This window comes from Bythopirellula goksoeyrii, from assembly GCF_008065115.1.
Lineage (GTDB): Bacteria > Planctomycetota > Planctomycetia > Pirellulales > Lacipirellulaceae > Bythopirellula > Bythopirellula goksoeyrii.
In genome coordinates this window covers 1434718-1447941 of sequence record NZ_CP042913.1, presented here as the reverse complement: position 1 = coordinate 1447941, position 13224 = coordinate 1434718, and the positions used below count along the sequence as shown (strand labels likewise).

Genomic DNA, 13224 nt, shown 5'->3' with positions numbered 1-13224 from the left:
GATTAAGGATATTCCTTCAGTCTTCAAACAAATTGCCTGGCTAGGGGGTCGCAAATCTCGATGTGCGTGACGGATTGCTTCTAGAAAAAGGTATTGCCTCAGCTCCTTCTGTTGGGATCCAAGAGTAGTACATCACAGACCCTTGACCCACACTTCCATAATCACGTAGCTGGACGTCACGCCCCTTTGTGTCCTTGGTACTTATTGATAGGAACCCTGATTCGACCGGATTTGGGGGTTGCTTGCGGGCAAGTTGTTTCACGCTAAGCTTTGGTAAGTTCGCTGCTGCTTTGAACTCTCGCACGTTGGACCACGTGTTGGAAGACTTGGCGTTTTTTTCTGCGAGCACTTCCAAACGCAATTCATGTCTGCCAGAACCCAACCCTTCACGTTTCCAAACAAATGGAACTTCAGAGATCGGACCGTATTGGTCAACGATTTCAACTTCCTCATCGTCAATCAGTACTCGGGCTTTACCTGCATCAGCAAAAAAGAATCCGTGCCATTCAACATTGTCGCCTTCGAAGATATATGTGACCCAGGCACCAGCTTTATTTGTTGATCGAAAATGCCCGTGAGCATTCCAGTCTTCACTGAACTCAAGCGACGAAGGGAAAGGCTCTTCGTATGCCAGAAGTAGTGGTCCCCTATAGATCGACATCTTACCCGCATACTCCTTCTCTCCTGCCCAGTAGCGAAGCGACATATCTAATTGGATATTTATTTTGTCGCCCGCTTTCCATTCTCGTTGAATGGAGGCATAAGTACCTGGCTTGACCGCTATTTCCTTGCCATTCACCGTTACCTTGGAATTGGTAGACCAATGAGGAATGCGAAGCTTAAGTTCAAACTCGATTGGCTGGGCCGGTGTTAATTCGATATCAATCTCACCCTCTGTCGGATAGTTCGTAAATTGCTCTAACGAGATCGGGATGTTCCTCAGTTTGTCTTCAAAGCGCGAAGGTCCATACCAATTAAGTACCAAGCCATTCTCTTGATGCAATAAGGCCCAGTTAGCTATCATTCCCAAGCTGCGAGCAGCGTTGACGCTGCAGCAGTTGAGTTCTTTGCTGCCCGGACGAATCTGAAATGCGATATCTACCGTGCTAGGAATGCGTTGACCATCCATCGGGGTATTGTATGTGGACCAATTTCCAGATGGAGAGTGCAGGGCAATCGCCTGGTTCAAGGTTGATAACTCCAACTCGTCGGCCACAAGTGGATCGCCAGTCATTTTTAACATTTCGGTACTCATTGCCATCCAAGCAATGGTGCAGCAGGTCTCAATCGGACCTGGATGATATGGATTTCCATGAGCTTTTTCCCCTGAGGAAAAACCGCCGTTGTTGTGGCGGTCGAGTTTCACAATGCTCCACCAGAAATGCTCGAAAGCTTCGCGATAATCGGGATTGCCTGTGATCCAATAAAGTTCAGCAAGTCCTATCAATGAATGGAGACTTTCCCAACGAGGTTTAGGGATCTGATAGAATTCCAGCCCTTCTAGTCCAGCTTGCAAATAGTTGCCGGCATTCGGAGCCGAAAAATCGAGAACAATTTCTTCTGCCAAATCGAGATACTTGGTTTCGCCAGTGCGTTGGTAGAGTATCGCGAGCGAATGAACCACAGCCTGGTTCATTTCAGCGCTACCTATAGAAGAAATCTTCTTGCCAGTTTTCAAAAACTTGTCACAAAACAAATCTCCAATACGGCTGGCGCAATTTAGTGCGCTCTCGTCGCCTGAATAGTCGTACCACTCCAATAATCCCAACATTACGTGATAGTGCCCCCACGCATCCCAAGTCTTGCCGCCGCTTGCGTTGGTTCCTGTCAGGCGACTCAACTTTGGGAATGGCCCTAAATACCCGTCTTTGGCTTGCTTCGCAACTAGCTGGCTTACAAAGTCAGCACCGAGACTCTCTAGTTGGTCGGATTCAGAGATCGGCAAGACTTCGACGAGGCTCGTAAGGTACTTCCCTGCAAATTCACCCGACCACGGCAAGAGGTCTCGATAGGGTTTTACATCTCTATCGTCAAACATCTCTAAGATTGCGGGATTATCTCTAGGTACTCTCATCAACCAATTGTCGATAACTGCTTGAGCATAATCGTTCACTGGGCCAGATAGCGAGATTCGAGTGTCAGGGCCTCTTTCACAAACGGGTTCAATCTTGGATTCAGCAGAGTGTGCCGTTCCAGAAAGTAGTGCGAGCAATAACAATCTCGCAACTTGTGTAATACGAATCATAGAGAACCTTCGAGAGAGTGAGTTCAGCGACGTCAAATACCAAGCAGTTTCCCTTGCGAAGTAATTATTTCGCAGTCGGAGACTGCCGTCAGGGAGATGGCTTTGATTCAAGTTCAAAATCGATATTATTTGCAGCGCGATCGGATGATATCGTTACCTGCAATGTAGTGCTTGTGTTGTAGCGTTCAGGAATCACATTCTCTAATAGTTCACGCTGTCCGGTTGGATCATTTGGGTCAGGAGACATGCGCCCGCTACCTACCATCGAGGTAATTTCGACTTGATATTCGTTGCCAACTCGTAGGCCTTGTGTAACTGCTGGAATCTGATAGCTACCATTCTCAATTTCTGAACCCGCGGTAGGACCGGTACTTCCTGAAAGTGGTTTGAAGAGAATCTCACCAGTTTCCAATGGTTTGCCGTCAAGTGTGACCGTTCCAGAAATCTCTCTAATTGGCGAATCGTCACATCCGATCGTGCAGATCAGTAGCAATGTCAAGGGCATTAACGGCCAAAAGCGGTGGTCCGTTTTCACTGTGTTCCTCAGAATTCTCATAAAGCCAGATCAACTTCGCTCCCATTAATGCTTGCCAAACCAATCCATACATCACCGTCGATGTCGTCAGATACAAATTGAACCGAGCCATCAATGCGTGCACCGTTGACACCCCCAGTATGGTAGCTGCGAGCTGCCCAATAGGCGGTTCCAAAACTTGGAGCCCTTTTGCAGGGAGCCTCTGGACGGGCTACGATTGGACAAGCATAGGCCTCTTTGTCGGGCAAAGTCGAATTAGGTCCAAGTCGATGCGTATATGCGACGCCGTGATCCACTGACCATGTGCCACGAAAATCCAATTCGTTATCTGCACCAGTGATGACCTCAGAAAAAGCATATGTGTTGGATGTGCCGTCCTCGACGTGTTTAGGCGCCCGAGTGCGGTTAAAGTTAAAGATAGCCAATTTCTTCGAATCAGCTGAAGGATTGTAAAATGGGTGATTGATATTGTTGTCAGCCGTCCATCCATCAGGTTCCACCCAAGAGCCATCGGCACTGAAGCATCCCACATAGTTTGAATGTGACCATCCCCAGTCTTTTACAAATCCGTGAGTGTCACTTGGGCATTGATATGCTTGAATTGGTGTTTGAAATAATGGGCCATTCACGGTAGCAAAATTTGGGCCTCGATCACCAACTTTCCAGTCATATCGATTTGCAATTGCAGTTTCCTCAATGTAAGGCATGAGATAGACAGTCCATTGGTGAACAATTCTTCGTCCAGGCTCATCATCAGCCTGCGAACCGGGAGGGAAGCTACCCTGCGCAGACTGGTAGTTTTGCATACCCAACCCAACCTGCTTGAGATTATTGGTACACTGAGTTCGTCTAGCAGCTTCTCTCGCTGATTGTACTGCGGGCAATAGGAGGGCTACCAAGACGCCGATAATGGCAATGACAACTAACAACTCAACAAGTGTGAATGCAGTTCTCGCACTTGATCGGGAGAGAACTTTGCCGTCGCAATGGCGAAGAATTCCAAGCAATTCCTCGCAGCTAGTGAACTTGAGTTTTTCCATCATATCTTCCCTATCTAAATCAAATGGCCGATGAAAAGGAACTTTAGAAAACTGATTGCCTTAATCGCTTAGACGCCCAAGCTCCAAATGCTTTCCATTTGATCGGATCTACTAAATGAATTCGGATATTTGGTATCCAGCCATAAGGGACCTGGCGAGGCTGCCCCAGCCGCGCTCACCAAGCCCAATATGGCACATCCTAGTGACGAACAACCTTCTCATCTCTTTGCTAGGAGCTTGGGAGTCAGCCCCCAGATTCATGCTTATTGCATACGCAGCTTACCTTAGAGTTGATATCCGTTGTCTAGCAACGCAAGCCTTCGGTTTGCTTTAGAATCCGTCGCCGCAAACCACATACGCTAATCAACGATGTTAACGCAATGAACACAGTCGCAGGTTCAGGAACTGCTGTCGAATTGGCGGCTAGCGGGAATGTTCCATACTGCCGTTGCCAAACGAGAAAATCAGCGCCATCAGAGTCGTTGTCATCATCGGCATCTCCATCAGCGTTGAGGCCATAAGCGCCTTGCCAGAACGGCAAGTCCTCTCCATCAACCATTCCGCTTTCGTTAAAGTCGGCTGCCAAGAACGAGCCTCCAGCAGATTCAAACTCTAATCGAACATTGTCGAGGAGGTAGATCGCTCGAGGATCTGCGGCCCCTGGGTTGGAACCGGCATCCTCACCCGTTGTGAGTAAGACTAGCCTTAAAGTTTCCCCAATATTAGGCATTCCAGATGGGATCTCCAGCGTAGCCGTAAGATCTGTCAAGTCACTGCTATTCGCAGACCCAACAGGAAAGATATTCTCGCCCAATAATGTCACATTCCCATCGCTGGCCACGGACTCAAAGTTGATCAGAAATGGCGACGTTGTTGGCTGGTAGTTGGGGTCATGCGCAACTCCTACTGTCAAAGAATATGTTCCTTCTTGAATTGTGGTTGTATCTTGGTAAAAGGCAGCTCCCCATCCACCCAGTGTTCGGACAGTAAGAGCACCGAGCTGATCCCCTATCTGACTAGCAAAAAGGGGAGTAGTAGGGCGATACGATGTAGCGTCATCACCAGTCCCGGACGGCAGTTTCCACGCCACGGGATCGAAAGACGGCTGGCCTACTCGAATCGAACGGCTGGCGCCCACAGCAGGTTCAAAATCTATACGGACGTTATCCATCATGTAACTAGCACGTGGATCAGAGGGATTGGAACCAGCATCTGCACCGGTCGTAAGTAACACAGGCCGAAAAGTTCTGCCGATTTCTGGATGGCCTGATGGGAAAGTGACTTCGACCTCCAAGTCGGTCAAACCGCTGCTGTTCAGAGTACCTACTGGAAAGCTAAAGGAATCAACAAGCACAGTGGGACCACCGTATCCGACGGCTTCAAAGTTTAGGAGAAACGGTGCAGACGTCGGCTCAGCATCAGGCTCATGAGCAACGCCGATCGTAAAGGTATACGTACCTTCTTCGATCTGAACAACATCCTGATAGAGTGCGGCGAAACCACTATCGGCCGTTTCAAAGATATTCCCCAGATAGTTTCCATCCTGATTAGGATAGAGTGGCTGAGTGACCGGCAAAAAGGATGGGTCAGCAAACCCCCCATTCCAGGCTTGAGCCCAGGTACCCGGGCCATCAACTACCTCTGCAGTAGGAGGGGCAATTTCTTCTTCAAAAGAGAAATCTCCCACCGAGACACTAACTGCGGCATAAGAATGAACACTCAACAACAAGACTGGTAGACCGAAAACGAAAGCCACAGAACATTGACGCAACATCATAGATATCCTCCACATGCATAAGAGTTAAAACTCAGAAAAGAACCTATAAGCCAGTTTAAGTGCCAAGGCCGACTGTTTTGAAAACTACAAAGCCAGCTACCCTTACAAATCCATCTTGCTCCCAATTGCAGTCGCGACAAGGAGATTATGCGTCTTTTCACTAGAGGACGCTTCCTTCGAGCAACATCAACAAGGTGGATTCTAAGGACGGAAAGATTATTTCAAAAGGAGGATGCTTAGCTCTCGTAAGGAGTTTTTTTGTCATTGATTGTTGACTTTTTTTCTACTGTTGCGAAATGAGTTGTATATTGATCTTAATCCTATTTATTCTTGCTATTTGCATTAACTCTTTAGTAGGATACGTAGATGTTCATTCAATGGTGATGAGCTTGTTGATCCATCCATTAGTAGATTTTTTGCATTGCTAGACAAGTCCTTTTGAGTATCAGTTAATAGGCTTGTAGATAGCATCAGCCCAATCTCTTGAAAACAAAAAAGATCGCAATGTCAACTGGTTTTAGAGTTGCTTTGGACGTAGAGACATCCCGTACTTACGGTCGAGGTATTCTACGCGGAATCTCTAAGTATCTTCTGTCAAGTCGTCCCTGGTCTATCTATATAGAACAGCATGAGTTAACCGGTGATGTAAATCGACTTCTCTCAAGGTGGGACGGAGATGGGATTATCACCAGGCAACTATCCCCAGAGGCAAAAAGCATCATCGAGAGTCGTGATATCTCGGCGATTGATCTCAGTAACTTCTTGCCTCCCATGGGCATTCACCGCATTTGTTCGGCAGATCGAGCAATCGGGCGATTGGGAGCCCAGCACTTTATTGAGCGAGGTTTCCGAAACTTCGCATGCTGCGAATATCAAGGTCAGTATTGGTCCCAGCAAAGGACAAAGGGTTTTGTAGAGGGAATTGAGTTTTCCAATTACGAGTGCAAGGTCTACGAGCAGCCTTTTCGAGTGCAGGCACAAAAATGGAATCAGGATCAAGACAGCCTCGCCAAGTGGCTTGCTGCGCTACCTAAACCCGTAGCAGTACTTGCAACGAATGACCTTCTTGGACATCACGTTTTGGACGCCTGCAGTAGAGCAGAACTATTGGTTCCTGAGCAGATCGCGGTACTAGGAGTCGATGATGATGATTTGATCTGTAACCTAACAAATCCTCCAATGTCCAGTATTATTCTCGACACAGAGCGAATTGGGTTCGAGGCTGCAAAAAGTCTTGACAAACTTATGCAACGAGAAGGTCCCGTTCCCAACGAGAAAGAGATGTTGGAGATTCCTTCTTTAGGCATCGCGGTTCGACAATCAACCGACAGTTATGCAGTTCCAGATCCAGAAGTTGCACGAGCTTTGAGGTATATTCGTGAACATGCCTGCGAAGGTGCGACAGTTCAAGATGTGTTAGATCACTTGCAAGTATCTAGAAGCTGGCTAGAACGAAGTTTCAGAGAATACTTCGGACGTTCACCAAAAACAGAGATCCGTAATGTTCAGATAGAGAGATGCAAAGAATTATTACGGATGACCGATCTTTCGCTAGACTGCATAGCACGGCTAGCAGGTTACAAGCATACGGAGTATATGGGAGTTGTATTCAAACGAGAAACAGGTATGACGCCGGGAAGCTATCGTGACCAGAAGGACCAACTGGATGTCTAAAGTCAAAAGTACTGAAGACCAACAACGCCTGATGGGAATTCTTATTTGGGCACGTTGCGATTCTGATCAAGAACGTTGATACTCTGCCAAGCCTAAGAAATAGCTCCTGCTCCTGAGGGCATTGAGAAGCATCTCTATTTATTCGCAGAAGAGGTCGTATGTTGGCCAGGTGCCAATCTCGTCGATAGCCTCATTTAGTGCAGGAAATACTTCGTAGTTTATCTGCGACGTGAAGGGTGATTCTCGAGCATTAAAAAGCAGGGCAAAGCAACGACCATCTGATCGGCGAACTACTATCGTGCTCGTACCGGGAAGTGAGCCAGCATGCATTTGTAACGAAATGTTCTCGGCAGTATTTGTCCTTACTTGCCAACCTAAACCATAGTAAATCTGATTCTTATTCCCGTCTCCCGTCCAACCGGCAAGCCCAGGAGGACGTTCAAACATTTGCTCCACCGAAGCAGATGAGAGTAGCTTACGGTCAAATGCAGTTGCAAATCGCAGCAAGTCCTCAGCTGTCGCAATCCATCCTCCATGCGAGTCCATTACCTCGAGATGCCATGCGCCATAGGGTTGAGGTACCTTTTCGTTCAGGTGATCGTCAAATACAGAGTAGCCGTAGTGAGGATCGTAATATCGAGATTCTCCAGAACGATGAAGCTTGAATGCTGTTCTTCCGATCTCCATGTCAGTGATACCCAGAGGCTCAAGTACATGTTTTTTGACATAGTTTTCATAGGTGCATCCTGAAAGCTTCTCAATCACTCTACCCAAAAGGCAGTAACCAAAGTTTGAATAGGCATAACGTTCGCCTGGATTGAAGTCGAGCGGTTTTCCCAGCATGTACCTGATGATCTCGTCATGCGTGGCTGGAGAAGAAGTGCCGAGCGAAGCAGCAATATGATAAGATCGAAACATTGGATCAAAAGAAACCTCTCTGTCCCATCCGCCTCGGTGCTGCAGCAGATAACGAACGGTAATGTCACGAAGTCGAACGTCGTAAGCGGCATTTTGCTCGATAAAAGGTTCGTAGTTGTTCAGGACCGAAAAAACAGGTGTGTCAAGGTCTAGCAGCTCCGACTCTACTAGCTTCATTATCGCCACAGCAGTAATTGGCTTGGCAAGGCTGGCAATACGAAAGAGGGTGGTGGGTGTCACTGGTTGTTGTGACTCAAGATCGGCATAGCCAAACCCTCGAGAGTAAACCAGTCGCCCCTGATCCGTAATTGCCAGTGATGCTCCGGGGATATGGTGCTTTGCCAAGCTCTCTTTCATTATTGAATCAATCTTAGCGAAGCTACTGCAAGTAGCACCTGTCGCGATATTTTGCGGAGCCAGCTCCTCTTGATAGCCCGGTCCTCGTAGAACCATTCCCGAACGATTTCCTGTTAGCTTCCCATTTCGGAGCGCCATAACACCATTCACGAGCACATATTTCATGCCTTTTGATGGATCTTGAGGTTGGCTCAGACTAGAGGCTTCTTGAAATGCCTCATCGTCAAAGACGATCAGGTCTGCAGGTGAGCCAATGGCAATGTGCCCCCTATCTTTTGCCATTATCTCACTAGAAGCTATAGCTGTTGACTGTGAAACGGCTTGCTCAAGAGTAACGACTTCAAGATCCCGTACATAGTGTGAGAAAAGACATCGGAATGCTCCCAATGAACGCGGATGAGTCAGGATGTCTTTAGACGCTAGTAAGCCCACGCCGGTGGAGAAGGAAACGTATTCTTGTTGAATTGCAAAGACGTTGTTTTGAGAGTTCTTAGGGTTATCACAAGAGGGACATATGTCTGCAGAAACCTTTTCTCCTCGATCTCGTGCAGATTCAATTTTTTTGAGAGCAAGGGGTAGTTTGTGCCAGTTTGATTTGCCCGTTGCTTGGAGTTGCGATATGTGAACCGGCACATCCGCGATTTTGCCAATCGTGATTGCCTCTTCGAGTGCTTCTAGGAAGTGATCTCCTTCACTTCGCAGCTCAGTAAAGTAACCACCGCCATATTTTCCGGCAACACGTGCTAGTGCAGCAATTTCTTCTGTTTGCGCATACATAGCTGGCGGAGAATTCAATGCCGTGGAGATACCAATTGCGCCCGAATCCATTGCCTCTTTGACTAAATCCTGCATCTTCCGAAGATCCTTGTTTGTTGGCGAACGATCCACCTCGCCCATCACAATGCGACGTATTTGATTGTGACCAATCGTCTGGGCAACATTGATGGGCAACCCTTTTTGGTCCAATGCTTGCAAATAACCTGACATCTTCCTCCAGCCAGTCTGGCCCACAATTTCCGGGTCGGTAGGCGCTGCTGAGTTTCCCCCACAAGCGTTGATAGTTGTAATACCTTGAGTTAAAAGACCAAGCGATGCTTCAGCGTTCTCTAGAATCGGAGTCGCCGTCTGTACCATCATGTCGATGAATCCTGGTGCGATAATCAGACCTGAGGCGTCAATCACCTCTCTAGCCGATTTCGCATCAATTATTCCAATAGCTGTAATGCGACCGTCCAATACAGCGACATCTCCTGTAAAAGGTGAGGCTCCAGATCCGTCGACAATAAGACCGGATTTGATCACTAGGTCGTACTGTACACGGAGGCCTTCTCCCTGGACTGGCTCCGAATGAAAGCAAGCCAAGCATATAATTACTAGTCTAGAAACGTTCTTCATTTCGCATCTCTGGTTGGGGCTTCATTCCACTTTTCACTTGTCGACTTGAAAACTCACTTCGATGCCTCAGATACTTTTGAGCATGTCACACAGATCACTTCTTGGCAATCAATAGTCACAGTGGGCCGCAATGTCCGCTTATTGGCTTTCAAATGCATTTAATCAATCCGGTTGAAGAGCTAATGAAAAATATAGAGACTCAGACACGAAATCTCCTTGTCTGAGACAAAATTGCATGGCAAAGTGTGTCTGCTGACGGCAGCTTCTCGCCATACTCGATTTTACTAGATTATGAGAACGTGATTAGCTACCTCTATGCCTGGCCTGTGCGCTGAGGGAAATCTGGGTATGTTGCTTTGGTTGTTGCGTTCGCCGGAAAAAATCGTCTCGAGGCAATGTCTAAATGCATTTGATGCAAAGCCCGCCTGGCCCAGAAACCAAAGTTGATGACTGTCAGTACCTCTATTTCTGCGGTACTGGATATTTGGGTTTGCATGGTCACGCAGATTTGATTCAGGCTTCAATCGAAGCTACGCGAGCCTATGGCCTTGGCACGGCCACTTCGCGTTCCGGTTACGGAAATGCTCCTCCTATTATAGAGGTTGAGGAACTTGCCGCTCGTTTCTGGGATAGTGAAGCGGCTTACTATTTTGCGTCAGGTTATTTAGGCAATCATGTTGTTCTCTCAGTGCTTGCCAAACCAGGAAGCGTTTTTCTACTGGACGAGAACTCACATTACAGTGTCGTGGATGCTTGCCGCTGCTTCGACCTTCCCACATATCAATTCGCTCACCTTGAGGCCGAGGCTTTACGAGAACTGCTGAAAGATCGCCTGCGACCCGGCCAAGTGCCGATCGTGTTGAGTGATGGAGTGTTCGCGTCGAGCGGAGCCATTGCCCCCGTGAAAGAATATCTAGATGTCCTGGAGGATATCGAAGGTGCAATGCTCTGTTTGGATGACTGTCACGCATTTGGAGTGTTGGGAGAGCGAGGATGTGGTACCTTCGAACATCACGGCATCCCACAGCGAGGCATAAATGAATTGCCACCTAATCAAGACATAGCCGGTTCTCCACGGTTATTTGCAGTCGGCACGCTCAGTAAAGCCTTCGGGGGTTATGGTGGTATCATTGCCGGCACGAATACTTTTATCGAGAGTGCAAGGAGTTCGTCACATTACTACAGCGGAGCAAGTGCTCCCCCAATCCCTGTCGCGGCAGCCAGTGCCATGGCTTTGAAACTTGTGGCTAATACGCCTAACCTTGTTGCTGGGGTTAAGCAAAATGCACTGCGGCTGAAGCAGGGGCTTAACGATCTGGGCTTGGAAATCGAACTCACACCTGTGCCGATTGTAAGTCTTGAACTCGGAGATTCACAAAACATGCGACGCATTCAACATGGATTGGCTGAGGAAGGAATTCTTATTGACTACAAGTCTGAATACGCTGGGCTCGGTGCGCGTGGAGCCCTCCGCATCGCAGTATTTGCAACGCATACAGAAGAAATGATAAAGAAGTTGACCGAAGCATTTGGAAGACATTTATGATTAATACTCACAATCTGCTGACGTGTTTACGTAGTCTGACTATCACTGCAATGTCTACTGCTTTATTCACCAACCCTACTATCGCTGAAATCCAGCATCCTGCCGAATTAACTGGCTTCGATTACGGGGCAGCTATATCTCAACTGGAGAAGGAGATTGCTGACGAATTGCAGAGAGGGATACTAACGGGAGTTTCGGTTGCGGTGATTGACGGTCAGCGAATCGTGTTATCGGCAGGCTACGGCTATGCGGATAAGCAGCAGCAGGTGCCGGCTACCGATGATACGGTTTATCGGGTTGGATCGATTTCAAAAGTATTTACCGCCCTTGCCGCCATGCAACTAGTAGAGCAAGACAAGCTTGATCTTGATGTACCTCTACAGCAAGCTCTGCCTGGGTTTCGCATTGTAGTACCGTTTGAAAACGCCTCTCCTGTCACTTTGCGCCAATTTATGTGCCATCGCTCAGGTCTGGTGCGAGAGTCGCCTGTAGGTAGCTACTTTGACGACTCAGAGCCTAGTATCGAGGAGAGTATAGCTAGTCTCGAATCGTGCGTTTTGGTAAATCCTCCGAACACGAAAACACGCTACTCGAATATTGGTGCCACGGTAGTCGGTCAGGCTGTAGCCAAAACTAGTGAATGCTCCTATGAACAGTGTCTAAGAGAGAAACTTCTCGATCCAATTGGCATGAACCATTCAAGCTTTCGTGTCGATGATCGGATTCGCGATAAGCTGGCAACAGGTTATATGCGTGTAGCCGATGGAAAAGGTGGTTTCTTTGAATGCGTGGCGCCGAAGTTTGAACTGGGTACTATTCCAGCCGGCAATCTTTATTCTACTGTGAACGATATGGCCCATTTCGCCAAAATGTTGCTGGCGGGAGGCACTGTGCCAAAAGCAAGAATCGTCCAGTCTGAAACTCTCGCACAGATGTCGATTCCCCAGCTGACAGAAAATGACACCGGTTTTGGTCTAGGATTCTTCGCAGGGAAGCACGGCAGGTATCGCACGATTCAACACACGGGTGCCGTCTACGGGTTCAGTGCGTCCCTCGTTGTGCTGCCAAAGCCACGGATTGCCGTTGTAGTTTTTACCAATTCAGATCTCGTAGCTGGCCGCGTAAAGCGAATTTCCGAAACCGCTTTGGATCTAATGCTTGCGGCAAAGATCGGAGAACCGGTACGAGATATTCCCGCTACTATCGATATGGAAATTGAGCAGCTTGCGGCGTTCATTGGCCAATTTGAGTCTCCGGTGCACTGGGCCGAACTCAAGATGAAAGGTGATCAACTCGTGGCGAATATTGGTGGTCAGCCGATGTCGGTCCGCCCCATCGGTCCTCTCAAGTTCGAAATTGATGGACGAATTATGAACCGGGGTACTCTTGAGTTTAAGCGAGACGAATCGAACAAGGTCATTGGATTTCGTGCTCTCGATCAGGATTTTACTAAGGTCCCATCGATACCGACTTCAATCCCGAAGAAGTGGAATAACTACTTGGGAAGTTATGGGCCTGAATTCATTCCCTTAGTAATCTCTGCACACCATGGTCACCTTTATGCGATGACGGAAAACGAAGTTGATTACCGCCTGACACCTGTAACTGCAACTGTTTTCAAAATGCCCGAAGGCCTATATGCCGATGAATACCTTGTATTCGAACAAGACACGGAAAGCTTGGTTCACGCAGCAACTTTAGCAAACATGAAATTAGAGCGACGATCTCAGCAGTAAC

At 47.8% G+C, this 13224-nt stretch carries 8 protein-coding genes; 3 read left to right on the top strand and 5 right to left on the bottom strand.

Annotated features, from left to right (window positions below):
* Window positions 1–40: 40 nt before the first annotated feature.
* The 4 genes from Pr1d_RS05785 to Pr1d_RS05770 all read right to left on the bottom strand — a co-directional run bounded on the left by Pr1d_RS05785 (window position 41) and on the right by Pr1d_RS05770 (window position 5597).
* Window positions 41–2245: a beta-L-arabinofuranosidase domain-containing protein gene (locus tag Pr1d_RS05785; RefSeq protein WP_148072645.1), complete on the bottom strand. Its 2205-nt coding sequence runs from the start codon at window positions 2243–2245 to the stop codon at window positions 41–43.
* 88 nt (window positions 2246–2333) lie between these two features.
* Window positions 2334–2780 (bottom strand): hypothetical protein, encoded by a 447-nt coding sequence (locus Pr1d_RS05780; protein WP_148072644.1) that lies wholly within the window; start codon window positions 2778–2780, stop codon window positions 2334–2336.
* A 17-nt stretch (window positions 2781–2797) separates the two neighbouring features.
* A complete protein-coding gene (locus Pr1d_RS05775; protein ID WP_148072643.1) occupies window positions 2798–3823 on the bottom strand; it encodes a DUF1559 family PulG-like putative transporter in 1026 nt (341 codons plus the stop codon).
* Between the two features lie 301 nt (window positions 3824–4124).
* The gene (locus Pr1d_RS05770; RefSeq protein WP_148072642.1) at window positions 4125–5597 is read right to left on the bottom strand and encodes a hypothetical protein; all 1473 of its coding nucleotides are present in this window, start codon (window positions 5595–5597) and stop codon (window positions 4125–4127) included.
* A gap of 504 nt (window positions 5598–6101) precedes the next feature.
* Here Pr1d_RS05770 and Pr1d_RS05765 point away from each other — a divergent pair.
* Window positions 6102–7271: a XylR family transcriptional regulator gene (locus Pr1d_RS05765; protein WP_148072641.1), complete on the top strand. Its 1170-nt coding sequence runs from the start codon at window positions 6102–6104 to the stop codon at window positions 7269–7271.
* Between the two features lie 138 nt (window positions 7272–7409).
* On the opposite strand, the gene Pr1d_RS05760 is transcribed toward Pr1d_RS05765, so the two are convergent.
* On the bottom strand, window positions 7410–9848 hold the full coding sequence (locus tag Pr1d_RS05760; RefSeq protein ID WP_168205074.1) for a serine hydrolase: 2439 nt from the start codon (window positions 9846–9848) through the stop codon (window positions 7410–7412).
* A 505-nt stretch (window positions 9849–10353) separates the two neighbouring features.
* On the opposite strand from Pr1d_RS05760, the gene Pr1d_RS05755 reads away from it, so the two are divergent.
* Both Pr1d_RS05755 and Pr1d_RS05750 read left to right on the top strand, forming a co-directional pair.
* On the top strand, window positions 10354–11487 hold the full coding sequence (locus Pr1d_RS05755; RefSeq protein WP_168205073.1) for an aminotransferase class I/II-fold pyridoxal phosphate-dependent enzyme: 1134 nt from the start codon (window positions 10354–10356) through the stop codon (window positions 11485–11487).
* Window positions 11484–13223 (top strand): serine hydrolase domain-containing protein, encoded by a 1740-nt coding sequence (locus Pr1d_RS05750; RefSeq protein WP_148072638.1) that lies wholly within the window; start codon window positions 11484–11486, stop codon window positions 13221–13223. Before Pr1d_RS05755 ends, Pr1d_RS05750 begins: the two co-directional genes overlap by 4 nt.
* The last annotated feature ends 1 nt before the right edge of the window (window position 13224 follow it).